Source organism: Ruminiclostridium cellobioparum subsp. termitidis CT1112 (assembly GCF_000350485.1).
In the GTDB taxonomy this organism is placed as follows: domain Bacteria; phylum Bacillota; class Clostridia; order Acetivibrionales; family DSM-1351; genus Ruminiclostridium; species Ruminiclostridium termitidis.
This window is the reverse complement of sequence record NZ_AORV01000045.1, coordinates 30,406-55,496: the sequence shown is the minus strand read 5'-3', so window position 1 is coordinate 55,496 and position 25,091 is coordinate 30,406. Positions and strand designations below refer to the sequence as shown.

At 41.7% G+C, this 25,091-nt stretch carries 23 protein-coding genes; 13 read left to right on the top strand and 10 right to left on the bottom strand.

Annotation, left to right across the window (positions count from 1 at the left end; genetic code table 11):
- Positions 1–341: 341 nt before the first annotated feature.
- On the bottom strand, positions 342–893 hold the full coding sequence (locus CTER_RS16820; RefSeq protein ID WP_004627438.1) for a TetR/AcrR family transcriptional regulator: 552 nt from the start codon (positions 891–893) through the stop codon (positions 342–344).
- Between the two features lie 135 nt (positions 894–1,028).
- On the opposite strand from CTER_RS16820, the gene CTER_RS16815 reads away from it, so the two are divergent.
- Positions 1,029–1,559 (top strand): HXXEE domain-containing protein, encoded by a 531-nt coding sequence (locus CTER_RS16815; protein ID WP_004627361.1) that lies wholly within the window; start codon positions 1,029–1,031, stop codon positions 1,557–1,559.
- Positions 1,560–1,604: 45 nt separating this feature from the next.
- Positions 1,605–2,732 carry an alpha/beta hydrolase family protein gene (locus CTER_RS16810; protein WP_004627363.1) on the top strand — a complete coding sequence of 376 codons (1,128 nt, stop codon included), beginning with the start codon at positions 1,605–1,607 and terminating at the stop codon, positions 2,730–2,732.
- Between the two features lie 60 nt (positions 2,733–2,792).
- On the opposite strand, the gene CTER_RS16805 is transcribed toward CTER_RS16810, so the two are convergent.
- From CTER_RS16805 to CTER_RS16780, 6 genes are all read right to left on the bottom strand, one after another.
- Positions 2,793–3,794: an ABC transporter substrate-binding protein gene (locus CTER_RS16805; RefSeq protein WP_004627369.1), complete on the bottom strand. Its 1,002-nt coding sequence runs from the start codon at positions 3,792–3,794 to the stop codon at positions 2,793–2,795.
- A 54-nt stretch (positions 3,795–3,848) separates the two neighbouring features.
- Entirely contained in the window at positions 3,849–4,664 is an 816-nt protein-coding gene (locus tag CTER_RS16800) for an ABC transporter permease (RefSeq protein WP_004627490.1), read from the bottom strand.
- Positions 4,657–5,424, bottom strand: coding sequence for an ABC transporter ATP-binding protein (locus CTER_RS16795; protein WP_004627386.1), 768 nt, complete (start codon positions 5,422–5,424; stop codon positions 4,657–4,659). Before CTER_RS16795 ends, CTER_RS16800 begins: the two co-directional genes overlap by 8 nt.
- Positions 5,425–5,861: 437 nt before the next feature.
- Positions 5,862–6,134, bottom strand: coding sequence for a hypothetical protein (locus tag CTER_RS16790; RefSeq protein ID WP_004627406.1), 273 nt, complete (start codon positions 6,132–6,134; stop codon positions 5,862–5,864).
- A 120-nt stretch (positions 6,135–6,254) separates the two neighbouring features.
- The gene (locus tag CTER_RS16785; RefSeq protein WP_004627461.1) at positions 6,255–7,151 is read right to left on the bottom strand and encodes a polysaccharide deacetylase family protein; all 897 of its coding nucleotides are present in this window, start codon (positions 7,149–7,151) and stop codon (positions 6,255–6,257) included.
- Positions 7,152–7,177: 26 nt separating this feature from the next.
- Entirely contained in the window at positions 7,178–8,239 is a 1,062-nt protein-coding gene (locus CTER_RS16780) for a M23 family metallopeptidase (protein WP_004627414.1), read from the bottom strand.
- 335 nt (positions 8,240–8,574) lie between these two features.
- Between CTER_RS16780 and CTER_RS16775 the strand changes: the two genes are divergently transcribed.
- The 9 genes from CTER_RS16775 (at position 8,575) to CTER_RS16735 (ending at position 18,279) form a co-directional block, all read left to right on the top strand.
- Positions 8,575–9,486 carry an amino acid ABC transporter substrate-binding protein gene (locus CTER_RS16775; RefSeq protein WP_040761447.1) on the top strand — a complete coding sequence of 304 codons (912 nt, stop codon included), beginning with the start codon at positions 8,575–8,577 and terminating at the stop codon, positions 9,484–9,486.
- A 161-nt stretch (positions 9,487–9,647) separates the two neighbouring features.
- Positions 9,648–10,280, top strand: a complete 633-nt coding sequence (locus tag CTER_RS16770) for an amino acid ABC transporter permease (RefSeq protein WP_004627459.1) — start codon at positions 9,648–9,650, stop codon at positions 10,278–10,280.
- A gap of 397 nt (positions 10,281–10,677) precedes the next feature.
- A complete protein-coding gene (locus CTER_RS16765) occupies positions 10,678–11,436 on the top strand; it encodes an amino acid ABC transporter ATP-binding protein (RefSeq protein WP_004627394.1) in 759 nt (252 codons plus the stop codon).
- Positions 11,437–11,752: 316 nt separating this feature from the next.
- Positions 11,753–12,292 carry a helix-turn-helix domain-containing protein gene (locus CTER_RS16760; protein WP_004627484.1) on the top strand — a complete coding sequence of 180 codons (540 nt, stop codon included), beginning with the start codon at positions 11,753–11,755 and terminating at the stop codon, positions 12,290–12,292.
- 24 nt (positions 12,293–12,316) lie between these two features.
- Positions 12,317–13,369, top strand: coding sequence for a spermidine/putrescine ABC transporter ATP-binding protein (gene potA / locus CTER_RS16755; RefSeq protein ID WP_004627472.1), 1,053 nt, complete (start codon positions 12,317–12,319; stop codon positions 13,367–13,369).
- Positions 13,366–14,193, top strand: a complete 828-nt coding sequence (locus tag CTER_RS16750; protein ID WP_004627474.1) for an ABC transporter permease — start codon at positions 13,366–13,368, stop codon at positions 14,191–14,193. The genes potA and CTER_RS16750 overlap by 4 nt, the downstream gene beginning before the upstream one ends.
- The gene (locus tag CTER_RS16745) at positions 14,187–14,993 is read left to right on the top strand and encodes an ABC transporter permease (RefSeq protein ID WP_004627446.1); all 807 of its coding nucleotides are present in this window, start codon (positions 14,187–14,189) and stop codon (positions 14,991–14,993) included. Before CTER_RS16750 ends, CTER_RS16745 begins: the two co-directional genes overlap by 7 nt.
- Before the next feature lie 32 nt (positions 14,994–15,025).
- On the top strand, positions 15,026–16,099 hold the full coding sequence (locus CTER_RS16740; protein WP_004627482.1) for an ABC transporter substrate-binding protein: 1,074 nt from the start codon (positions 15,026–15,028) through the stop codon (positions 16,097–16,099).
- A 266-nt stretch (positions 16,100–16,365) separates the two neighbouring features.
- On the top strand, positions 16,366–18,279 hold the full coding sequence (locus tag CTER_RS16735; RefSeq protein ID WP_004627495.1) for a DUF4832 domain-containing protein: 1,914 nt from the start codon (positions 16,366–16,368) through the stop codon (positions 18,277–18,279).
- Between the two features lie 638 nt (positions 18,280–18,917).
- Here CTER_RS16735 and CTER_RS16730 read toward each other — a convergent pair.
- The 3 genes from CTER_RS16730 to CTER_RS16720 all read right to left on the bottom strand — a co-directional run bounded on the left by CTER_RS16730 (position 18,918) and on the right by CTER_RS16720 (position 22,825).
- Positions 18,918–19,838, bottom strand: a complete 921-nt coding sequence (locus tag CTER_RS16730; RefSeq protein ID WP_004627429.1) for an AraC family transcriptional regulator — start codon at positions 19,836–19,838, stop codon at positions 18,918–18,920.
- A gap of 86 nt (positions 19,839–19,924) precedes the next feature.
- Positions 19,925–21,469 carry a glycoside hydrolase family 31 protein gene (locus CTER_RS16725; RefSeq protein ID WP_004627463.1) on the bottom strand — a complete coding sequence of 515 codons (1,545 nt, stop codon included), beginning with the start codon at positions 21,467–21,469 and terminating at the stop codon, positions 19,925–19,927.
- Between the two features lie 75 nt (positions 21,470–21,544).
- On the bottom strand, positions 21,545–22,825 hold the full coding sequence (locus tag CTER_RS16720; protein ID WP_004627419.1) for a Gfo/Idh/MocA family protein: 1,281 nt from the start codon (positions 22,823–22,825) through the stop codon (positions 21,545–21,547).
- Between the two features lie 346 nt (positions 22,826–23,171).
- Here CTER_RS16720 and CTER_RS16715 point away from each other — a divergent pair, with 346 nt between their 5' ends.
- Together CTER_RS16715 and CTER_RS16710 are read left to right on the top strand one after the other, a co-directional pair.
- Positions 23,172–24,161 carry an ABC transporter permease gene (locus tag CTER_RS16715; protein ID WP_004627415.1) on the top strand — a complete coding sequence of 330 codons (990 nt, stop codon included), beginning with the start codon at positions 23,172–23,174 and terminating at the stop codon, positions 24,159–24,161.
- A 16-nt stretch (positions 24,162–24,177) separates the two neighbouring features.
- Positions 24,178–25,062, top strand: a complete 885-nt coding sequence (locus tag CTER_RS16710; RefSeq protein ID WP_004627376.1) for a carbohydrate ABC transporter permease — start codon at positions 24,178–24,180, stop codon at positions 25,060–25,062.
- Positions 25,063–25,091: the final 29 nt, after the last annotated feature.

Genomic DNA, 25,091 nt, shown 5'->3' with positions numbered 1-25,091 from the left:
CTATCATGGGCATATTGAAATAAGAAAGGTAGAAAATTGCAGTTAAAAAAATTATTTTTGTGGTATCTTCTATGGTACTTATTTACATCCGGAGTATTTTTCATATGTTTCCTGTTGGGAATAAATTTGACCAACGTGTATTTTATTATTGGATTTTTATTGTTATTAATATGTGCAATATTAGATAGAACTTTAAATGGTGCTCAAAATACACGTGCCAATTTTTATCTGGACAAATTCACAAAAAGCTCCAATACTGAAATAACTAATATATTGGTTATTTTATCCGGGGCATTTATTTTACCGGCGGTACTGGCGTTTTTGCTTTGAAGTGAAATTGTTTAGATGAGAAGCCGTATTGCCTTTTCCATTAGTTTGGCTAACTCATCCGGAGTTTTTTCAGCACCTTCATTTAACCATAAAGTGAGTATTCTTCCAAAGCCTCCAATACTGAAAGTCAAAGCAATGCGGGCCAATTCAATATCATAGCCAACTGAGGGTCCTCTTAACTCCAGATGGAGCGGAAGGAGAAATGCATCCATTTCTTTTATAAAAAGCTCCATGATATGATGTTGATTGACTAAAAAAAGGAAGTCCAAATGTCCCTGCATGGTGGAAAAAAAAATATTCGCTATGTTGGGAAATGACAAGTCTCTGGCCGAACGTAAATTTTTCTCATACTCTTTACAGATACGCCTGAAATAATCGAGTAAAATTTCATCTTTTTTCTCATAATTCCGGTAAAAAGTACGGCGGGATAATTGCGCGGTATCTGTAATGTTTTGAATGGATATTTCTTCATATGGTTTTGCCCGCATCAATTGAAAAAGAGATTCTTCCATCCATTTTTGCGATTGCTGTGCTTTAGTATTCCCCTTATTTTTACAACCCATTTTCAGCTTCCTTTCATCGTCACAATTTTACCGATATGTAGCGATTGAGCCATATATCTTGACGCTGTTATACCATCTTATTATACTTAAAAATGAAATGGACGCAAGTGTGACGATTTTAAAAGAGGTTGCTTTATGAAAAATTTATCTATGGAAGTTATTTCTCTTGCATTACCCATCATTTTTATGCTCCATGATTTTGAAGAGATCATAATGGTGGATGTCTGGCAAAAAAAATACAGGAAGTTACTGGGGATTTCGACATCAAAGCCGTTTGCACATTGGGTATCAACGGATTCAGGAGCTGTTGCCGTTTTAATCGAATTTTTGATTCTGTTGGCAGTATCACTTATTTCTATTTTTTTTCAAAAATATCTGGTTTGGTATGGCGTATTCTTTGTCTTCATTATCCATTTTATTATTCATTATATTTTAAGTTTCCGTTTCCATCACTACACACCCGGCGTTACGACAGCCGCTGTTTTTATGCCGTTATGTCTGTTCATTCTATATGACTGTACAAGGCAATTGCCGTATGGAATTGGTACACTGGCTATTACTTGCTTTATAAGCTTGATTATATTTATTTTGTTTTTTAAATGGCTGACAAAAATGATTCAGACTTTTGGAAAGTGGCTGTCTTTATATGCTAGCAAAGAGAAATGAGTATTGTTTAAGTATGACCTATTATTTTATGAGTGGGGTGAAGCTATGCCGTATATAAAGCTGCATCAAATAAAACAATTTGATTTTCAAATAAACCGCATCTTGACGTATGGAGATTGTGCCTGTAATTTTGAGGAAGTTAAAAATGCAGCCTCCAATATTACAGATTTGGATACATGGCATAAGACGTGGTATGCGCTTGGAGAGCAGGCCGAAAGTGAAAATCGCATATTGCATGCCGCATATTACTATCGATTGGCCGAATTTTTTCTGGGTGACTGCGCCCAAAAACAGGAAATGTATCTGAGAAGCATTAAAAATTTTCATAAGGTTATCGGCACTGATAGAGCGGTGGATATGGAATATGTACCATATCAGGGCGCTGGAATGAAAACGTTCATATTCAAATCCCATAACGCGAAAGGCAATCTGATTGTATTTGGCGGATATGATTCCTTTATAGAGGAATTTTACCTGGCAGTCAAGGAGTGGGCAAATTACGGCTATAATGTTTATCTATTTGAAGGTCCGGGGCAAGGTGAAACCCTTAAAAAAGGACTTGCCTTTGAGCCGGAGTGGGAGAAGCCTGTGGGCGCGGTTATGGATTATTTTAAGCTGGGGGATATAGGTGTGATCGGCATTTCATGGGGAGGATATCTGGCTTTACGTGCCGCCGCTTTTGATAAGCGGATTACAAGGGCAGCGGCTTACGACGTTCTCTACGATGGCTTCGATTGTATGACAAACCCTATTGGAAAAAGGACAAAATCAATTCTTGATTTTTTGTTCAAAATAAGGGCAAAGCCTGTTATTAACCTTGTAATCCGCTCATTGATGAAAAAGGAATTGATCATCAATTGGGCGGTATCTCATGGGCAATATATCACCGGAACAGATAATCCCTATGATTTTTACTGCCACCTGATGCGTCATTCATTAAAAGGAATTATGGAAAACATTCAGTGTGATGTATTACTGCTTGCAGGAGAACGCGACCACTATGTACCGGCTTCTCATTATGAAATCCTAATGCAGGGACTAACAAAGGCAAAAACTTTGTCCGGCAGGGTTTTCACGGCAGCCGAAGGTGGTGCGGAGCATTGTCAGGTCGGCAATCACCGTCTGGCTTCGGACTATATTATGGATTGGTTGAATAGTTTTCAGGTTCAATAATGACATAAAAATATCCTCCCAGGCAGCAATTATTCCAGTTACTGCCGGGGAGGATCGGTATTACTTTTGGCTGTCCTTCATTGCCTTTTCCGCATAGGTATTATTAACAACTTTATCATAAGGTGTTTTTTGCTTCAATTGTCCTGCCTCATCCATAACGGTCTGCAGCAGTTCAAAGGAGGATTCCTTCATAACCGGGTCTTTGGACCAGGCATCTATATCCTTATATCTCTTTGCCACTGTCTCCAATATTGCGGTATCGGTATCGGGGAACGAGGGCTTTATTGTTTCGGCTATCTCTTTCGGTGAATGGGAATCAACCCACTGCTGTCCCCTGTATATGGCTTCGGTGAATTTTTGAACCGTATCCCTGTTTTTTTCTATGTAGCTCTTTTTGGCAAAGTATGCAGTATAGGGGATTTCACCGCTTTCCTGGCCCACTGAAGCCAGAATATAGCCCCTTCCTTCTTTTTCAAGCATGGAGGCTGTGGGCTCAAAAAGTGTTACATAATCGCCCTTGCCGCCTGTGAAGGCTCCTGCCATCAATGCAAACTGTATGCTGGTATCGACCTCCACATCTTTTCCCGGGACAAGCCCGTTTTTGTTGAGAACATATTCCACCGTCATTTCGGGTACGCCGCCCTTACGGCCGCCGATTACATTCTTACCCTTCAGATTGCTCCATTTAAAGCTGGCATCGGGATTTCTTCCTACCAGGAAGGAACCGTCCCTTTTTGTTAATTGTGCAAAGACCACAGCGTAATCTTCCTTGCCTTCGTTATAGACGTATATGCTTGCTTCGGGGCCTGCCAGGCCGATTTGGCACTGGCCCGACAAAATTGCGGTCATGACCTTGTCGGCTCCCTGACCGTTCTGTAATTCAACATCGAGACCGACATCATTGAAAAACCCTTTGGTGATTGCGATGTATTGAGGTGCATAAAATACCGAATGAGTCACTTCACTTAATACTATTTTTGTCTTCTGTTTGTCTGCTCCGCATGAGCACAGTACAAGTGCCGCGCATAGAAGCACTGCCGTAATGAGACAAAACCTTTTCAAACTGACCTCCAATCTGCATGCCTTTGCGGCATGCTTCCACCGGGTGATATTACTTTATATATGGCTCTTTATAAAAAGCTGCTGAAGGAGAACTACGGCTTTATACATTATTCCTGCCGCAATACAGAGTATTATTACACTGGCCATGACCAGATCCAACTGGAAAACCTGCCCGCCATAAACGATAAGGTAGCCCAGGCCCGATTTTGACACCAGAAATTCACCCACAATAACGCCCACCCACGAGAGGCCTACGTTGATCTTCAGGGAGCTGATTATGACGGGCAGATTTGCCGGTAAAACAACTTTTGTAAAAATTTGAAGCCTTCCGGCACCAAAAGTTTTAACAAGCTTTATCTGCTCTTCATCGGTTGCCAGGAAGCCGTTAAGCACCTCAAGGATGGATACTATTAATGATATTGCCAGGGCTATTACAATGATTGAGGTGGTTCCTGCACCAAACCACACAATAAATATGGGACCCAGCGCTATTTTAGGCAGACTGTTCAAAATGACCAGATAGGGTTCCAGCACCTTTGACAGAAACTCTGACCACCACAGGATAATGGCTATGGCGGTTCCCAGCAGAGTGCCTGAAATAAAGCCTACGATTGTTTCAAAACAGGTAACGCCTATATGCTGGAAAAGTTGTCCTTCATTGTACAATCTTATGATTGTATTAACAATCCTGGATGGCTGGCTTGTTATAAAGGGATCGATTATTTTCAGACGGGCGCAGATTTCCCACTGGGCTATAAAAACAATCAGGAGCATTATTTGTGTAAGGCTGATTAAAATTTTTTTTCTTTTGCGGGCTTTTAAGTATTGGATTCTTTCCTTCGAAGGATTAGTTTCAATATGTTTAGACATGTACATCCAGCTCCTTCCATATGGTATTGAAATAATGCCTGAATTCAGGAGCTTCCCTGCTGCAAAAAGGAGTCCTTTTTTCACAGGTCAGTTTTATATCGTGTATGCTCTTGATAGTTGCCGGTCTGCTGGACAGAACAATTACCCGGTCGGCCATACTGATGCTTTCGGCAATGTCGTGGGTAACAAGAATGGCGGTTTTGTTTTCCTTTTTGATGATTGAATAAATATCGTCTGCAACTGCAAGTCTTGTCTGATAATCCAGAGCCGAAAAAGCTTCGTCCAGGAGAAGAATTTCAGGTTTGAGAGCCAGAGTTCTTATGAGGGCCGCCCTCTGTCTCATACCTCCTGAGAGCTGTGAAGGATACTTGTTTCTGAATTCATACAGACCATAGGTTTTCAACAGGTTGTTAACGTACTCAATATTGACATTTGTTTTTATTTTTCGTATTTCAAGGCCCAGCATAACATTCTGAAAAATTGTCCTCCATTCAAAGAGATAATCCTTCTGCAGCATATAGCCGACTTTCTCGCAGGTACCTGATATTTCTTTTCCATTTATGGCGATACTGCCGGAGGATGGCTTCAAAAGCCCTGCAATGATGGATAACAAGGTGGATTTTCCGCATCCGCTTGGCCCCACAATACAAATGAACTCACCCTTTACTATCTGAAGATTGACATTGGTGATGGCAGGTATTTCGCCATTGGGTGACTGGTAGTTCATAGCGATATTATTAATTTCAACTATGTAAGACAACGTATAACATCTCCTGCCACGAATTGAACGCTAAATTATTTCTAATATATTATATAAATTGAGGGCGGATTTGGTTAAAGCTTTTGGATTTGTTTTTTGAGGATATTAGGATATAAAGAGAGGACTTGATTTTGCTTTACCTGTGTAATTTTTTATATCAAATGGTAACTTCCGTACTAACTTAATGAAATAAGGCTGCACCCAAAACAATTGCGGTAAATTGTATTGCCTCATCTAAAGCGGTTTTGCCGTCGCTCAAACTCGACATCCTGTCTCGATTTGAAGCTCAAAACAACGTCCTGTTGCTTTGCCGGCAAAACCACTTTACCTTCGGCGACAATTTACCGCAATTGTTTTTAACCGTGCATCTTATTTCATGAAGTTGTACTCGCGTACCATTTGATTCTGATTAAATTTATCTGTAAAGCAAAACAATATCAATATGTTTCCGCTTTTTTCTCCAGGGCTCTGTTGCGGTAGTATAAAACTATATCAGCTGAAACCATCAGGAGATTGATAATATACAATACCATTACTATATCTCTGCTGTACAATATTTTATGGACTATACCCGAAAGATACCCAAAAATAACTATGTAAAGGAACAGTACGCTCTTACCCTTTGTACTTTTGGAGGTATAGGATTTAAAAATTTGTGTGGGCCATGCGGCACCGAAACTCAGCAGCATAAGTGCTTCAAATATACTCATGTCATTTCCCTCCCGGCATAAAATCAACTGCAAAGTGCCGTAACTGTCATACATCATAATATGAAAAGCACAGCTTGCAGCCTTAATAATTATACACCTTCAGGAGACAAATACACCAATTTACGGACAAAATCTTTTAAAAAATTTTTCGGAGGTCATGCCATGAGGACGGTTTTTGCGCTTGAGGCCGAATAAGACATCTTCCTTGTCCTTATTAATGAGGTTGACACCCTCCAGGCAGGACAGGGAGGCTTTAAAGCCCAATTCCTTGATTATTTCCTTGGATTCGCTGCTTATTGCTCCATAAGGGTATGTAAAAGTATTTGGTGTAATACCGCAAGCGTCCTTCAATTTGTTCTGCAGCTTCATAATATCGTCAGTGAGCATATTCCTGTAACTTTCCAGGGATTCGCCCTTTTTTCTTTTGGCGCCGTTTCTTTTATTGATGGAGTGGAGACTGTAGGAATGATTTTGAATTTCAAAAAGACCGGAATCATGCATGGCTTTTATCTGATCCCAGGATACATGGGCATAGGAAGGGTCGTTTGTAGGATAAGGCGCCTTTGAAAAGGCTTCGGTATAGGAACCTATAACCGATATAACTGCCTTCATATTATATCTTTGCAGCACTGGTTGACCATATAAATAATTATTCAGATTTCCGTCGTCAAAGGTGATTATGACCGGCTTAAGGGGAATATCACCATTGTTGTATACATAATTAATAAGGTCTGTCATGGTAATGGAATTATAGTTGTGCTCACTCAGATATCTGATGTCGTCTTCAAATTCGGTCGGTGTGATTACATACTTGCCCAGGTGGGAATTCTTTAATATGCTGTGGTACATTACAATTGGTACGGCAATACCATCTTCTGTTATTTGGCCGCCTTCAACGTCGGTAAAGGCATCGGTTACCGAAGACAAAACCAGGATGGAACAAATGGCCAGAGTGAAAGATACAGCAATAATAAGTGAAATATATCCGGCCAGCCTGTTATTCGAAAAAAGCTTCATCAATAACACCTCATAGTATCATATTATTAAAAATCATAGCCGCTGTTCTGTTCCATGATGTCGTAAACCCTGTAATAATCACGGGTCTCTTCGTCCTTTACAACAGCAGATCGGTTTTTCTGAAGCAGATTTACAATCTCATAAACGTTGATCCATAATTCGTTTACACATTCCTTCTGGGATTCGTCAAAAATTATCTGCATGCCGAAATGGAGATGGGGAGTAGTTATATTATTCACATTTTCCCTTGTGCTGTAACCGGTCATACCCAGATAACCGATGACTTCTCCTGCTTTGACCACTTTTCCTTCATACAGGTCCGAATGGAAGGGCTTATCCTTTCTCAAATGAGCGTAATAATAATATCTCTTCTGGTCAAAGCTTCTGATACCGATCCTCCAGCCGCCGTACATGTTCCAGCCCATAGCTTCCACAATGCCCGATTCCACAGCCATAACGGGAGTTCCGATGGACCCCATGAGATCATTTCCCAGATGCTTTCTGGCATAGCCAAAGCTGCGGCCGGTTCCGAAATCGTCATAATGACTGAAACTATAACCCCTGGCAATGGGTGAAAAAACTTTAAGACCGTATTTTTTTTCCCATTTCAAATCGCCATTGTTGTCCTGGTCTTTGACCTGGATTTCATATTCGCCTACAAAATTTCCAAGGATTGCATCATAGGCTTCATAGTAGTAATTATAATATTTCATATTTTCGGTCAGCTGCTGAATTGTCTGTCCCTTATTAAGTTTTGCAACCAGCTCATCCATGTCTTTCGACTTGTATTTTTTGAAATCTCCTCCGTACCTGGTTCCCAAATATGCAAGCAGCTCCACCCAGTTGAGCTGTATCTCCTTGTTATGGGATTTCACATCAAGGGTCAGAGCCTTTTCCATGGCCTCATAACAGGCCTTGAATTCCACCCATTTAATGAATTTTTTCTCACCTGTGGAATCCACTGCTACCACAGAGAAAACCTTACTGCTGTCGTTATAGATTACCAGAGTGGAGGTAGCAAGGAGTGCTATTATCAGTACAAAGGCGATTAAAATTTTATATATATTTCTATTTGGGAACTTATCCAATTTAGGGCCACCTTTCCAATATAAATATAAATTAAATTTACTACTATAAACTTTATGCTGTTTCATCAAAACATATCCTTGTTGGAGCTAAAAAGTCGTCTGTAATATTTTTCAATAAATTAGTGATTTACTTTATTAAAGTTATGAAGTAAAATACCATATGAGAGTAATTTACCATGGTAAATTATCTGCAGCGTATAGAGAAAACAGACCATGCAGCAGCATGGCGCAAATTAAAAACTACTTATCGGAAATTTCCCCGGGACAAAACATGTTTTAGATGGTATAGACTATCATCAGTGGGGTCCGGTCAGATTGTGAAGGGATGGATTATTTTGAAAAAGAGATCATTAACTAAAGTTTTGGCATGTATAATAGCAGCAGTGTTTATATTTGCAGGCTGCGGAGTAAACAACGGAGCAGCGTCTGAATCTGTGTCAGCCTCATCATCAACTGCCCAATCGTCGGCAGCGGCTGCCGGAACATCAGAAGCAGGTACTGCAGCTGAAGCAACTCCAGCCTCCGATTCTTCATGGGACAAGGTCAGGGAAAAAGGCGAATTTGTTCTGGGATTGGATGAAAGCTTCCCGCCCATGGGCTACAGAGATGAGAAGAACAATATTGTGGGTTATGATGTTGACCTGGCTCAGGAGGTTGCAAACAGACTGGGTGTTAAATTAAAGCTCCAGCCCATCAACTGGGACACCAAGGAGCAGGAACTTAATACGGGTAATATAGACTGCATTTGGAATGGCTTTACTATAACAAAGGAGAGAGAGGGAAATGTACTTTTCTCCGAGCCGTATATGAATAATCAGCAGATCCTCGTTGTTTTGGAAGACTCAAAATACAAAACCCTTGCCGATCTGAAAGACAAATCTGTTGCCTTGCAGGCAGCTTCCAGTGCTGCTGATGCTTTAAACGGCAAAGCGGACTTTAAGTCAACACTCAGGGAAGTGGTTGAATTAAAGGATAATAACCTTTGTTTGATGGATTTGAAAACAGGCAATGTGGATGCCGTTGCAATGGACGAAGTTGTTGCAAGGTATTATATTAAAATGAAGAGTGAAAAATACAGGGTCCTGGATGAAGGCCTTTCCTATGAACAATACGGAATAGGCTTCAGAAAGGCTGATGTACAGCTAATGACAAAAGTAAACGATACATTGAAGGAAATTGCCAGGGATGGAAAGATGGCTGAAATATCAAACAAATGGTTTGGCAAGGATATTTCAATAATCAAATAAATACGGTGGTACGGATACTGTTAACATATCAATCCAGGGCTGATACCGACAGGTATCAGCCTTAATTGGCAATTTTTTTAAAACAAATATTAAGTAGATTATAATAAAATTATTCTATATAATTACTTACATGTATTGAGTTTTACGGGAGGAGATTTTCTGTGGATCTTTTATTGCTGTTGGGCAAGGGAATGGTGGTAACCATTCAATTATTTTTACTCACTCTGATTTTTGCACTTCCGCTGGGTCTTGTGGTATCCTTCGGGAGGCGGTCAAAAAGCTTTATTATAAATGGCTTGACAGGAATTTACATCTCAATAATGAGAGGGACCCCGTTAATACTTCAGCTGGTTGCGGTATATTTTGGCCCCTATTATATTTTTGGAGGAAAAATAGACCGGTTTACCGCCGCTATTATCGCTTTTTCCCTAAATTATGCAGCTTACTTTGCGGAAATATACAGGGGCGGGATAGAATCCATTCCCAGAGGCCAATACGAAGCGGGGGAAGTTTTAGGTTTCACAAAAGCCCAGGTGTTTTTCAAGATAATATTGCCTCAGGTTATAAAGAGAATACTCCCTGCCATAAGCAATGAAGTTATCACTCTTGTAAAGGATACGGCTTTGGTGACCACCATCGGAGTAGCTGAAATGTTCAGAGCGGCAAATAATGAGATGAGCAGAATAGCCTCAATTCAGCCTTTGTTTGTTGCCGGTGTGTTTTATTATATAATGAATCTTGTTGTCGCGCAGGTTTTCAAATTTACCGAGAAAAAATTAAGCTACTACAGATAAATTAACGCGTTGCTGGCCGGTTGATTTTAATTTGACAAGTAAAAAAAATTACTTGTTATACTGGTACTTCCGTACTAACTTTAAGCAATGGATAGCACACAAAGCGCTTGCTTGAAATAGTACGGTTCACAACAAGTATTTTCGTGCCGTCGCAGCGACTCGGCCATCCGGGCCTCGTGTGCTGCTCAAAGTGACATCGTGTCACTTTACCGGCTAAAATACTTGTTTTTCACCTACAAATTTCAGCAAGCACTTTTACCGTGCTCTCCATTGCTTGAAGTTGTACTCGCGTACCAGTATAATCAAGATGTTAATATCAAAACTAAAAGTAAATCTATCGGCACAACGGGTTAATTTAACAGTATTCGCTTAAACCGAAAGGATGGTTGAACAGACAATGAAAATGATTGAAGCTTCAAATATATATAAGAGTTTTGGCGGAAAAGCAGTGCTGTCGGGCATCTCCATGGAGGTAAACAAGGGAGAGGTAGTGGCAGTAATAGGACCTTCAGGTTCGGGCAAGAGCACGCTTCTCAGGTGTATCAATCTTTTGGAGAGGATAGACAGGGGACAGATAGCTGTTGAAGACGAGATAATGGTCAGGACCAACAGCCAGGGGAAAGCTGACTATGCCGACAAGCAGAAACTGCGGGCAATAAGGCTGAAAATAGGTCTGGTATTCCAGAATTTTAACCTTTTTCCCCATTTCAATGTCCTGAAGAATATAACACAAGCCCCTGTCAGTGTGGCGGGTGCCGGCAAAGAGGAAGCGAGGCAGACAGCCATGCAGCTTTTAGAGAAAATGGGCCTGGAGGACAAGGCAGACGCATATCCTTTCGAGCTGTCGGGAGGGCAGAGCCAGCGTGTTGCCATAGCAAGAGCTCTCGCTTTAAAGCCGGATGTCCTGTTTTTTGATGAACCCACCTCGGCACTTGACCCGGAACTTACACTGGAGGTTATGAAAGTTATCAGAAAGCTCGCAGAAGAGCATATGACCATGGTGGTGGTTACGCATGAGATGGGATTTGCCCGGGAAGTGGCCGACCGGGTTATATTTATGGATAATGGAGTTATTGTGGAGGAAGGAACACCTGAAGAACTGTTCACAAATCCAAAAAACGAGAGAACCAGAATGTTCATCAAAGGTTTTAACTGACTTTAATCAGTCATGGTAAATTTATAAATTCAGCTGTATAAATATTAAAAAAATAAACGGCATATCCTCCGGCGCGGTGACGCAAACCGGCCATATATAAGGGCTGCGGATGATATGCTTTTTTGCTGCATTAATAATGCATAAAATGTATAAAAAGTGTAATATATTTTGTGCTTTGTAATTATTGACATTATTTTTAGAATGTGATACTTTATTTCTTGGTTTACCATGAGTAAACAAAAAGTTTACTTTACCCAAACTGAAATAAGGTTTGTAATATTAAACCAAAAGTTTACAAATATAAAAGAGGTATCAAATGAATATTGGTGAGAAGATTAAACAGCTGCGTATCAAAAATGGGCTGACACAGGAAGAACTGGCCAACCGGTGTGAACTTTCAAAGGGGTTTATATCGCAGCTTGAGAGAAATTTGACGTCGCCTTCCATAGCAACACTTATGGATATACTCGAATCCCTGGGAACCAATTTAAAAGACTTCTTCAATGAATCGGTAAACGAAAAAGTTGTGTTTAAGAAAGACGATGTCTTCGTAAAGGAAGACAGGGATTCAGGTTATGAAATACGATGGCTTGTTTCCAATGCACAGAAAAATATGATGGAACCCATACTGATTACATTGTCTCCCAATGGAAATTCAGAAATTGACAATCCCCACGAAGGAGAAGAATTCGGTTTTGTGGTCAGCGGTGTAATAACGGTATGTTTGGGAACACAGAAATTCAAGGTTAAAAAGGGTGAGAGCTTTTATTTTAAGCCCAGTGCACCTCACAATATATTAAATGCAGGTAAGAGCAATGCGGTGGTATTATGGGTTTCATCTCCGCCGAATTTTTAAATACGAAGAACTTGGGGGAAGAGTATGAACGGGAGTCAGCCAATTATTTTATTAAAGGAAATCAGGAAGAACTTCGGACAAACAGAGGTTCTGAACAATATCAACCTGTATGTGCTAAAAAATGAATTTGTTACGCTGCTGGGGCCCAGCGGATGCGGAAAAACTACAACCCTGAGAATTATCGGAGGCTTCGAGACTCCCGACAGCGGGGATGTTTTTTTTGAAGGCAACCGTATAAATAATGTACCTCCCTATCAAAGAAAGGTCAATACGGTCTTTCAGAAGTATGCGCTGTTTCCGCATATGAATGTATACGACAACATAGCTTTTGGGCTTAAGATAAAGAAAATGGACAAGGCGGTTATCAGCAAAAAAGTGGATGAGATGCTTGAAATGGTCAATCTTCAGGGTTTCCAAAAGAGATCGGTGGAGTCTCTGTCGGGAGGACAGCAGCAGAGAGTGGCAATTGCCAGGGCACTTGTGAACCAGCCTGAGGTGCTCTTGCTGGATGAGCCTCTGGGAGCCCTTGACCTGAAGCTCAGAAAGGAAATGCAGCTGGAGCTGAAAAACATACACAAAAGGACGGGAATAACCTTTGTCTATGTTACCCATGATCAGGAAGAGGCTTTGACCATGTCGGACACAATAGTTGTCATGAACAGGGGTAAAATCCAGCAGATAGGTACTCCCCAGATGATATACAACGAGCCTAAGAATGCTTTTGTAGCTGACTTTATAGGGGAGAGCAATATCATAAAGGGTAAAATGCTCAAGGACTACTCTGTTGAGTTTGCAGGACATGTTTTCGAATGTCTGGACAAGGGGTTTGAACTTAATGAGGATATCGACGTGGTTGTCAGGCCCGAAGACATAAAGCTTGTCAATGTGGAAAATGCAATGATATCAGGAGAGGTAAAATCAGTTACCTTTAAAGGTGTTCATTTTGAAATGCTGGTGGAGGGACAGGGTGTCACCTGGACGCTGCACAATACCGAAATGGCCCAGGTGGGGACAGCCATAGGCATGTCCCTCAATCCAAATGATATTCATATAATGAAAAGGACGGGAAGTGTATGAACAGAAGGTGGGTTTCCTATCCATACCTGATATGGATGATTATTTTTATAGTTATTCCTTCATTCCTGATTCTTTTCTATGCTTTTACCGCCAGAGACGGGCAGGGAATAAGATTTACCCTGGACAACTTTTACAAGTTCTGTGAACCCATATATATATCGGTGCTGCTAAAATCTCTTGGATTGGCTTTATTCAGCACTTTTGTCTGTCTGGTAGTGGGTTATCCGGTTGCCATGATCCTGGCCAGCAAGCAGTTCAGCAAAAGTGCAACCCTGTCCATGCTGTTTATAATTCCAATGTGGATGAATTTTTTGCTCAGAACCTATTCCTGGCTTACACTGCTTGAAAAGAACGGAATAATAAATTCTGTATTGTCCTTCTTTAACCTGCCGAAGATAGATATTTTGTATACTGATGCTGCGGTAGTACTCGGTATGGTTTACAACTTTCTTCCATTTATGATACTGCCGATTTATACGGTACTTATGAAAATTGACGGCAAGCTGGTTGAAGCGGCACAGGATCTGGGCGGAAACAGTATGACGGTTTTCAGAAGAATAACTTTGCCCCTGAGCATACCCGGTGTTATGTCGGGAATAACAATGGTATTCATGCCGGCCGTCACGACCTTCGTTATTTCAAAATTACTGGGGGGCGGGCAGTATACGCTCATAGGCAATTTCATTGAAAGGCAGTTTATTCAGCTCAGTGACTGGAATTTCGGTTCGGCCATTTCAATGATAATGATGATTTTCATACTTATAAGTATTTGGATTATGTCCAAATTTGATGAGGACAAGGGAGGAGGAGCTGCACTTTGGTAAAAAAAATTATTATGAAGTCCTATCTTGGACTGATTTTACTGTTTATGTACCTCCCCATAGTGGTACTCATTGTTTTCTCATTCAATAAGTCAAAATCCCGGGGAAACTGGTCGGGCTTTACATTGAAATGGTACAGGGAGCTTTTTACCAACTCCCAGATCATGGATTCACTGTATAATACGCTGATGCTGGCTTTGATCTCATCAATAGTGGCAGTGATCATAGGAACTTTTGCCGCTATTGGCATTCATAATATGAAGAAGTTCAAGAAATCAGTTGTTATGAATCTGACATATCTGCCTGTTTTGAACCCTGACATTGTAACAGGTGTATCACTGATGATAATGTTTGTTTTTATAGGCTCGCTGATAGGCTTGAAGCTGGGTTTTCTGACAATGCTGCTGGCTCATATCACCTTCAACATACCCTATGTCATATTATCGGTGCTGCCGAAGCTGAAGCAGATGAACAAGCACATGTATGAAGCCGCTCTGGACCTTGGAGCCACATCTATGTATGCGCTCAGGAAAGTAATACTTCCCGAGATAATGCCGGGGATTATTTCAGGTTTCCTTATGGCTTTTACACTGTCCATTGACGATTTTGTCATCAGCTATTTCACTTCGGGCTCGGGGGTGGCAAACCTGTCCATAACCATATATTCAATGGCCAGAACAGGTGTAAAGCCTACGATAAATGCCCTGTCAACCTTGATGTTTGTGAGTGTGCTGCTGCTATTGATTTTGATTAATATCCGTTCTTCACGTGAAGAGAAAAAGAAAAGGCAGTATGATGCCTGAGATTAATTTAATTGTTGGAGGTTGCTAATAAGATGAAAAGATTTTTATCCAAATTATTGGTTCTGGCAGTCGTACTGTCGACGGCAGCACTTGCAGGCTGCGGAACAGCCGGTTCTACAGCAGGGGGTTCGGGTGATAAGGTAACTCTCAAGGTCTACAACTGGGGTGACTATATAGGTGAGGACGTAATAGAAAAATTTGAGAAGCAATATAACATAGATGTGGTATATGATACCTTCTCGGACAATGAGGTAATGCACACAAAGCTCAAATCAGGGGGCGCTGATTATGATGTTGCCATCCCGTCGGATTATATGATAAGACGCATGATCGACGAGGGTATGGTTAAAAAGCTGGATTTTAACAATATTCCCAATTACAAATATATTGATCCAAAATTCAGGGACCTTGCTTTCGACCCTACAAACGAATATTCCGTACCTTATATGTGGGGGACGGTAGGTATCATATACAATAAGACCATGGTAACCGACCAGGTGGACAGCTGGAATATTCTCTGGAACGATAAGTATAAGAAGCAGGTGTTTATGCTAGACAGCCAGAGAGACTCCATAGGGATTACTCTTAAAAAGCTGGGATTCTCTCTGAACACCAAAAAGACGGAGGAATTGGAAAAGGCAAAGCAGGAGCTTATAAAGCAAAAGCAGCTGGGTGTGGTTCAATCCTATGTTGGGGATGAAGTCAAAGATAAGATGATTATGGGTGAGGCTGCCTTTGCGGTGGTATGGTCAGGTGATGCGGTATTCATGAAGCGTGAAAACCCTGATCTGGAATATGTAATTCCGAAGGAAGGCAGCAACCTCTGGGTCGATTCAATGGTGGTACTGAACAGCACCAAACACCAGAAGGAGGCAGAGCAGTTTATAAACTTCATGTGCGAGACTGATATCGCTTTTGAAAATGCGGATTATATCGGATACTCCACACCTCACACAGAGGCCAGGAAGAAAATGTCTCCCGACCTTCTCAATGATATTGCGGCATATCCGACCGACGAGCAGACAAAGAACTGCGAGGTATTTGAAGATCTTGCCGGTTCCATAAAGGAATACGACAGGATATGGACAGAAATTTCAGCAGAGTAATAGCAGAGTATTGCATGTTAATGAGGATGTACCGGATCAATTTATCCGGTGCATCCTTTTTTTGAATACAGGGATTTATAATTTTTTAACAAAGGTCCGAGTATCTCACAAAATAACTTATTTATCCGGCATTAATACATATTAAGTAATTTTTGGAAATGCTAGAATTAAATTGACCTGGGAGCCAGTTTAAATTGACTTTCAAGTTTACAGTTAATAGGTTTATGTTAATTATACTGCAAATCTTATTAAAGGAGACCTGAATTATGTTAAGAAAGAAAATTTTTTCTCTTACCCTCTGTTTTGCTTTAACGCTGGGAATATGCCCTGTAACGGGTGGGCCGGGTACTGCTCTGGCAAGCACTTCGGGACATACCGCGCATCCCATCGGAACAGGTGCCTCTTTCGACAACAATCCTCTTAAAGGTTTTGTGCCCTTTGACGGGAGCACCACCACCTTCCCGCACAGCCTTGAATGGTTCTACATTCCGGTAAGGGATGTTCAGACAGGGATGAATACCTTTAATTGGTCGGCTCTGGAAACCAGGCTGAATGCTATTTCAGGCAGGGGACATCAGGCCGTATTCCGTTTTTATTATGATTATCCCGGAGTGTCCACAGGTGTGCCGCAGTTTCTTATAGACGGCGGACTGACCATGCGTCGCTACGATGAGCCCGCGGATTTGGGCGGCGCAGGCTACTGTCCCGATTATGAAAATCAGACCTTCAGAACTTCCATGCAAAATTTTATCAAAGCTTTTGGTACAAAATATGACGGCGACCCAAGAATCGGATATATAACGCTGGGGCTTTTGGGGTTCTGGGGAGAATGGCATAATTGGCCCTATGATGAAGATACCTCCGACGGCAAACCCAACTGGAACATTTCCAATACCGTGTATAATGAGGTTTTGACAACTTTTGACACGTATTTCAACAAAACTCAGCTATGTGTGAGGGAGCCGAAAGCAGGGGTGCCAAATGCCAGCGCAAATATAGGCTATCATGATGATTCTTTCGGTTATGCAACCTTATCTTCAGGAGCCGGAGGCCAAACCTGGAGTTTTGTACAGAAGTTAATAAATTTGAATCAGCAGAATAAATGGACTTCAAATTGTATAGGAGGAGAAGTATATCCTCCCGATCAGAGTACTATTTTTGCAAGTACCCCATGGAAGGGCTCAACAAATCAAACCTGGGCGGCCTGCTTAAGTGAAGCGCATCCCACCTGGCTCATGTGTGAGCAGATAAAAAATTATACCGGCACCACATTGGCCAATGCCAGGACGGCTTCCAAACAGTTGGGATACGACTTCCAGGTTGCTGCTGCGTATTATGACAATTTATCTTCGTCCTCCGCCTTGTACCTGGGAATAGATATTAAAAACATTGGTATTGCTCCATTCTATTACGACCATACAATGTGGCCGGTACAAATAGGGGTGAAGCAGGGAGGTACCCTGGTGAAAAGCTGGACTACCACATGGGACCTGAACACCATACCTGCAGGAGCTTCGGTAAAAACCTTTGAACACACTGTAAGTTCACCCGGGTTGGCGTCGGGTACCTATAATATGTGCATAAAGGTCATCAATCCGCTTTCAAACGGGAATAATCTGGGGTTTGCAAATGCCGGACAAAATACAGACGGATGGCTGGATCTGGGGAGTTTCACCGTTGGCGGAACAGTGCCGCCGCCAACCGGAAACATAACAATTGACGGGAATGCCTCGGATTGGAGCGGCATATCACCCCTGGCAACGGCAGCAGGTCAAACTGCAACCAGCCTTAAGGTGACTAATGATGCAAACTACATATATTTTTGCGTCCAGGGGAGTAACCTGTCGGCAAATGGCCAGATATTCATAAATGCCGATAATAACTCTTCTACGGGTTATGTGGAAGGAAGCTGGACCGATTCGGGCTGCGACTATATGATTGAAACCGGTACGCTGTACAGCCATCCTGCAAATAACAACAACTGGAGCTGGAATGATCTGGGCACATCAAATGTGACTGTTTCAAAGAATGCATCGGTATATGAGGCCAGGATTGCCAGGTCGGCAATTGGCAACCCCGGCGGAACAATACGTGCAGGCTTCAAGGATATGAACGGCAACTGGGAGCTGGTGTGCAGACTTCCTGCATCAGGAACGCTCCCGGGCTATACATTGAAATAGAGTTAGATGTTTGTATGTGAGTTATTAAGGGTGGACTGCAAAGCTTGTGCGCTGCAGTCCACCCTTTTTTTATTACTAATAAGTGTTTGAAGTATCCGGTATAAAAAAGGCGGTTTTTACCTGTTGTGATGGATAAAAGGTTTGTTTTTGCTTTATGATGATTTATTATAAATCAACTGGTACACGAGGACAACTTCATGAAATGGCATTCACGATTCAAAACAATTGTGATAAATTGTTTGGTGTGCGATGAGACAATATGATAATAGTTCGCGAGGCCGACCTCTGTATTTTAACTGTTGTGATGGATAAAAGGTTTGTTTTTGCTTTATGATAGATTTATTATAATCAACTGGTACACGAGGACAACTTCATGAAATGGCATTCACGATTCAAAACAATTGTGATAAATTGTCGATGAGTGTAAAGTAGTTTTGCCGGCAAAGTAGCAGGACGCTGCTTTGAGCTTCAAATCGAGACAGGATGTCGAGTTTGAGCGACGGAAAAACTACTTTACATGAGTCGGTACAATTTCCGCAATTGGTTTGTGGGATGCCATTTCATGAAGTTAGTCCGGGAGTACAGTTGATATAAAAAACACCTGGATAAAGCAAGCGACAATTTATCACCACAACCGTTCAAATAAATTTCTTCCTATACTTATTCGGCGATATCCCCATCACATTTTTAAAGAACTTCTGAAAGACAACAGGATCCCGGTAGCCTGATAAACCAGCAACCTCCACTATTGAAAAGGAGCCGTCCTTCAGAAGTTCACAGGCCTTATTGATTCTATACAGGGACAGATATTTATGGGGCGAGGTGTTCAGAAATTGTTTGAACAGGGAGGAGAGATAGCTTCTATTCAGTCCGATATGGTTTGCAAGCTGGGAAATGCTGATATCCTGCATATAATTGTTCTGGATGAATTCTATGGATTTTCTTATATAGTGATTTTTGCTGTAGACGTTTTTGTTGTTGATAATATCTTCCCGGGAATTTTCAATTAATTCCGAGAAGAGCATATAGAGAAGTGCCTGGAGGCGCAGGGTCGCTCCATATCTATACTCCTCAAAGGACTTTACCATATCAAGCAGGCAGTTCTTCAAAAGCTCTCCCCGGTTAAATGTAAAAACCGGATTTTGTTTTGACAGTCCGGCAAGTTCCAGATAAGACCGGGCATTTAAGCCGTGGAACCCCACCCAAGCGTATTTCCAGGGACTTGTGAAGCTGGCCTCGTAATGTGAAAGTTCATTTGGACAAAGCAGAAAACCTTGATTTTTAAAAAGCCTGTATTCCTTGCCCCCGACTTTGAGAATGCCTTCACCCTCCAATATGTAGTGCAGCAGGAAATGCTCCCTCACTGCCGGACCCCATGAATAACCCTCCCGGCATGATGAAATGCCGCAATAATACATAAATAAATCGGCTGAGTGTGAATTGTCATTGACACTTATTACCTTACTCCTGTCATCAGTATATAGTTCTCTTATCGGGGCCGGAATCTCCTTTAGGATTTCACCGTTATCCAAATATAAAGTAAAATCATTTCTTTTCATTAAATTACCCCCATTAATAAAATAATGAATTTTAAAGAAATATGACCTTTGATTTTTTCGTGTAAGGGCATTACTTATGCTGTAATTTAATCTGCTTTTTTGATATAATACGGCAGCCTGTCAAGGGGTGCTTCTATATCTTTTACTGCCGGCCCAATTACGGTACTTCCGTCGTCGCCCGCCCATATTCCGGCAGGGAAGGTAACGGATCTGCCTCTGGCGCCTTTCTCCAGAACAGGGGCAACCAGGATGTCATCCCCCAGCATGAATTGATCGTTTATTCTTTCATAATTGCAGCCGGGGAATACGTATTCCATATGCCTGATAACGGGTTGGCCCGAGTCTGCCGAATGTCTGGCTAATTCCAGAATGCCGGGAGCAAGCTTCTGCCTCAGTTCTATCATGTCGGAGCAATATTTGAAGTGTTCCTTGTCCAGAACCCTCCAGGGCGCAATGGAGAACTGTATGATGGGAAACAGCAGTGAACACTGGAGAAATCTTACAAAGAGCTCCTGGTCGATTTTAAAGTCCGGTGAATTGATATCTCCTTCCATACCGCCGCCTATCATGTCAGGGCAGTTAAAAGGATATCCAAGCAAGCCCTGTAAAAGGCCGTTAGGTATTAAGCTGTCCAGCCCGTTTCCAGCCCACGCCGGTTTTTTATCCTTTTGTCTCTGAATGAGATGGCGGCCGCCGCAGCCCCAACAGGCCCTGTATTCACTTAAACTGTAATCCAGACCGATTTTTGCATAGGCTTCACAGTCATAATTAGGATGAGGAAGGAATTTCCAGCTGTACGGTTTGTTCCAATCGGCCAAATCCGCTCCGCTGGGGTCACCGGCGTCAAATTTGAAGCCATCGACACCGTATTTATTTATCAGTAATTGCAGCTGAGCTTTAAACCATTGTACGGCAGCGCTGTTGGTATAATCCAGAACGGCGCTGTAGCCGTTCCACCATCTTCTTATGGCCGGTGTTCCATCATTTGCCTTTAGGAGCAGCCCTTTTGCCTGAAGCTCTCTGAAAATGCAGCTGTCGGGACTTACATAAGGGCATACCCATAACATGACTTTAAACCCCAGCTCATGCAGTGTATCAATCAGCTTTTTTGGATCGGGGAAATTGACATCTGAGAAATCCCAATTGCCGTAATCCTTCATCCAGTTATCATCAATGATCATAATTCCGGGAGGCATTCCGTTTTCTATTATGGAGTTTGCATAATTGAGTACTTTTTCCTGGGTTGGTTTATAAAACATCTCTATCCACGTATTGTACTGGGGAGAAAGGAAAGCAAGCTCATGGGGCAATTTGCCTGCTGGAGGAAAATATTTGTGCGAAACATGTTTATAAACGGTCCTGAGATTTTCAAAGCCCTCTTCAAAAATAATATCCTCATTTGAAGCTACAGTTAATTTTTTATCCTGAAACTTAAAGGCATAAGGGGAATTGCACCATATATACCGCCCCTTATTGGATATTAATAGGGGGACTCCCTGGTTTTCCTCCAGATTGTTCAGGTCCCTGCTGAAGAGGCTGCCGCCGAAGGGGGTTCTGATGCCGTCGCTGACAGCGCCGCCCCACCAGAATTCGCCCGGCAACAGGGGTATTTCATAATGTTTGGTGTTCATTGGGTGATCCTTTCTTTATATGTATTTTTTTATAACCAAGCGATAATAGCTTGAGAGGCGCATAAGGCGGGAAATTCAATCACCCCTTTGCGTTATAAGCTGGTCCAGCCAAACGGTCCGGTTCTCAAGACGGGATATTTCTGCTGCAAAAGCCATCAGATGACTCTGGAGTGAGGCCCTGGCAGAGGTAAGTCCAGCTGCTTCAGCCCCTGAGCTTACCAGACGGACAAAATCCTTCATCAAGCCGTAGTCCCCGCCTCCATGACCGTATGCGGCGGCATCTCCGGTTATTTCATAATTCAAAACCGGATAGGCTTCAGCTTGTTTTTCACCGAATATATGAACTTCAATCTCGTTTTTTTCCATATGCCCCCGGATCTGCCCCCTGGTCCCCATTGCCTTGATGGTCCGCCCGCTGTCGGCTGTAAAGGCACACATGGTAAAAGATGCGGTGGCTCCTTTTTCAAATTCCAGATTGACCACCTGGTGGTCTACAACATCATTGTCACAATGGTAGACACAACGGCCATAAGGCCCTTCCTTTAAAGCTTTGGTCCTCCCTTCAAGACTTAAATCATTGCTGATTGCCGAAGTGGGCCAGCCTATGTCACCGGTGAGATACTGTTTCGGTGCATAGTAGATACAGCTGCCGCTCACAGGACAGCCGTCCAGGCACCTTTTTGGAGAGCCTTCGGGGGCATTGCTGCTTTTGAAATGACTGAGGGAACCAAAAGAGGATACCTTTGTGCATTTTTGATCTATCAGCCAGGAGATTATATCCATATCATGACAGGATTTTTGCAGGATCATGGGACTGGATTCCCTGGCATTTCGCCAGTTGCCCCTGACAAAACTGTGAGCCTGATGCCAGTAGGCCACATTTTCAGTTTGCTGTATGGACATGATATCCCCGATTTTCCCACCGGCTATTATATCCTTTAATGCGGCATAGAAAGGGCTGTATCTCAGCACATGACAGACAGAGATAAATTTTTTGTTTCTGGCGGCGCACCGCTCCATTTCCATACATTCGGACATGTTATTTGACATGGGCTTTTCCAGAAGGATGTGGTAGCCTTTCTCCAGGGCCTCAAGAGTGGGTTTGTAATGCATTCTGTCCTGGGTGCATATAAATGCCGTATCGGCCATCCGGGGCCTGCCCAGAAGTTCCTGCCAGGATGCGAAACTGTTTTCTTCAGGGATATTATGTGCTTTGCAAAACATGCTTCTTCGTGTCTCATTGGGTTCAGCCACTGCAACAAACTTTATTTCTCCGGGATTTTGAAGGGCATAAGCTGCGTATACATCCATTCCGCGGAGTCCGGCACCAATTAAAACAGCGGTTATTGTTTTCATTAAAAATCCTCCTTTGTTAATCTTTATTTAATCTTGGATTTAAGATACTTACAGATGGGCTCTGAAGAATAGATCAAAAAATGTTTAAGTTAATTTATTGTTATATTATTTGGGAATAGTAATAAGAGTTTGAAGCAGAGAAATTGTTTTTCTACTGAATCATAATAAAATAGCCCGTTTTAAAAGTCAATTCCTTGTTAATTCATTATAAAAAAATTAAAAAAATATACAAATAAAATGTTAATTTTGTTAACATAAATGAATTTATTGAAATTTACTTGGGGTGATTGCCTATGCTAAGATTTTTGTGAAAGGGCAAACCAAATCGATGCAAAGGATGATGCAGATGGACGCAAGCAGTATGGAAATTAAAAATAAAAGTATAGGGGTATATCAGCCGGGCAAAATTAAAAAAAGCAAAAAAGACAGATTTATCAAAGAGTTCAGAGATAATAAAATGCTTTATCTGATGACTCTTCCGGGAATAATAGTGCTGTTGATATTCTGTTATGTGCCTATGTCTGGAATTTATATGGCATTCACTGATTACAACATTAAGCAGGGAATATTCGGAAGTAAATTCGTAGGCTTTCAAAACTTTTTATACTTTTTTACAGACGGTGGAATGGCCCTCAGAGTCACCTACAATACAATTATTTTAAATGTGTTTTATATTATAACCGGACTTGTTTTTCCCATATCCATTTCAATATTTCTAAATGAGATTAACAGTAAAATATTTAAAAAAGCTACTCAGATGTTCCTGTTTTTCCCTTACTTTCTCTCCTGGGTTGTAATCGGAGCCATCATATACAGTCTCTTTAGTTCCGATGTCGGCGTAGTGAACACAATATTAAAAAGCTTTGGAATGGAACCGGTGAGATGGTATGCTGAGCCTAAATATTGGAAGGCGATACTGGTCGGAGCCAATGTCTGGAAGTGGACGGGATACAGCACTATAGTCTATCTGGCAGCCATGGTGAATTTCGATTATGCACTGTATGAAGCTGCAATTGTCGACGGCGCTACAAAATTCCAGCAGATACGGAGCATCACCCTTCCATTGATAAAACCCACAGCTGTTGTACTGACATTACTTTCGGTAGGAAGAATTTTTTATGGGGATTTTGCAATGATCTATGGAATTGTGGGAGACAACGGCGTCCTTAGCAATGCTACTACAGTAATTGATACATATGTGTACTCGGCAATGAGAACCCTGGGCTTTTCACTTGCCTCCGCTATAGGTCTTTATCAGTCGGTAATGGGACTTATACTGGTCACCCTGACAAATCACCTGGCAAAGAAGATAAATGACGGAGAAGGTTTATTCTAAAGGAGATGGTAATTGTATGAAAAAGAGTTTGTCAGATAGGATTTTTGTTTTTTTAGCTTATACTTTTCTTGCCTTATTTGCTTTGTTTTGCCTATATCCGCTGCTCCTTACCCTTGGAGTGTCCCTGTCGGATGAAAATACGGTGGCAGTGAAGGGCTATAGCCTGATACCCGAAAAATTTTCGCTGGATACATATAAGTATTTGTTTATAAATAGCGGTCAAAGGATTATCCGGTCTTATGGGATAACTATTTTCGTTACCACGGCAGGCACCCTTTCAGCTCTTCTGATTACTGCGATGATGGCGTTTGCCCTGTCAATAAAGACTCTTAAATACAGAAATATAATTGCGGCATATAGTAATTTTACCATAATTTTTTCTGCCGGAATGATCCCCTGGTATATAGTATGTGTAAACTATCTGCACTTTTCAAATAATATACTTGGGCTGATTTGTCCCTACCTGCTAAGCGTATGGAACCTCTTTCTGCTGAGAAGTTATTTTCAGGCAATACCTGACAGCATCATTGAATCTGCCAAAATAGACGGAGCCAATTACTTTCAGATATTCGCCGGAATTGCAGTTCCGCTCACAAGCACAGGTTTGCTTACGGTGGGCATGATGTACGCACTGCAGTATTGGAATGACTGGTGGCTGTCTGTTATGTTTATTACAAAAAGAGATTTGTTTCCACTGCAGTATTATCTTTTTAATATAATGTCAAATGTGCAGGCGCTTACATCCGGCAGAGTCAGCAATATAGGTTCAAAAATCAGTCTCCCTACCGAAACGGTAAAAATGGCTGTTACAGTTGTAGCAATCGGCCCAATCATATTTATTTATCCGTTTATCCAGAGGTATTTTGTCAAGGGAATAATGGCAGGAGCGGTAAAAGGCTAGGATACGTTCAGTCCATGAATCTGAGAAAA

What these genes read in the sequence shown, in the direction of transcription:
- CTER_RS16760 (WP_004627484.1), top strand. Translation starts at nt 11,753, where the DNA reads ATGAATATTGGTGAGAAGATTAAACAGCTGCGTATCAAAAATGGGCTG.
- CTER_RS16750 (WP_004627474.1), top strand. Translation starts at nt 13,366, where the DNA reads ATGAACAGAAGGTGGGTTTCCTATCCATACCTGATATGGATGATTATT.
- CTER_RS16820 (WP_004627438.1), bottom strand. Translation starts at nt 893, where the DNA reads ATGGGTTGTAAAAATAAGGGGAATACTAAAGCACAGCAATCGCAAAAA.
- CTER_RS16790 (WP_004627406.1), bottom strand. Translation starts at nt 6,134, where the DNA reads ATGAGTATATTTGAAGCACTTATGCTGCTGAGTTTCGGTGCCGCATGG.
- CTER_RS16800 (WP_004627490.1), bottom strand. Translation starts at nt 4,664, where the DNA reads ATGTCTAAACATATTGAAACTAATCCTTCGAAGGAAAGAATCCAATAC.
- CTER_RS16785 (WP_004627461.1), bottom strand. Translation starts at nt 7,151, where the DNA reads ATGAAGCTTTTTTCGAATAACAGGCTGGCCGGATATATTTCACTTATT.
- CTER_RS16740 (WP_004627482.1), top strand. Translation starts at nt 15,026, where the DNA reads ATGAAAAGATTTTTATCCAAATTATTGGTTCTGGCAGTCGTACTGTCG.
- CTER_RS16815 (WP_004627361.1), top strand. Translation starts at nt 1,029, where the DNA reads ATGAAAAATTTATCTATGGAAGTTATTTCTCTTGCATTACCCATCATT.
- potA (WP_004627472.1), top strand. Translation starts at nt 12,317, where the DNA reads ATGAACGGGAGTCAGCCAATTATTTTATTAAAGGAAATCAGGAAGAAC.
- CTER_RS16710 (WP_004627376.1), top strand. Translation starts at nt 24,178, where the DNA reads ATGAAAAAGAGTTTGTCAGATAGGATTTTTGTTTTTTTAGCTTATACT.
- CTER_RS16720 (WP_004627419.1), bottom strand. Translation starts at nt 22,825, where the DNA reads ATGAAAACAATAACCGCTGTTTTAATTGGTGCCGGACTCCGCGGAATG.
- CTER_RS16735 (WP_004627495.1), top strand. Translation starts at nt 16,366, where the DNA reads ATGTTAAGAAAGAAAATTTTTTCTCTTACCCTCTGTTTTGCTTTAACG.
- CTER_RS16725 (WP_004627463.1), bottom strand. Translation starts at nt 21,469, where the DNA reads ATGAACACCAAACATTATGAAATACCCCTGTTGCCGGGCGAATTCTGG.
- CTER_RS16715 (WP_004627415.1), top strand. Translation starts at nt 23,172, where the DNA reads ATGGACGCAAGCAGTATGGAAATTAAAAATAAAAGTATAGGGGTATAT.
- CTER_RS16765 (WP_004627394.1), top strand. Translation starts at nt 10,678, where the DNA reads ATGAAAATGATTGAAGCTTCAAATATATATAAGAGTTTTGGCGGAAAA.
- CTER_RS16810 (WP_004627363.1), top strand. Translation starts at nt 1,605, where the DNA reads ATGCCGTATATAAAGCTGCATCAAATAAAACAATTTGATTTTCAAATA.
- CTER_RS16730 (WP_004627429.1), bottom strand. Translation starts at nt 19,838, where the DNA reads ATGAAAAGAAATGATTTTACTTTATATTTGGATAACGGTGAAATCCTA.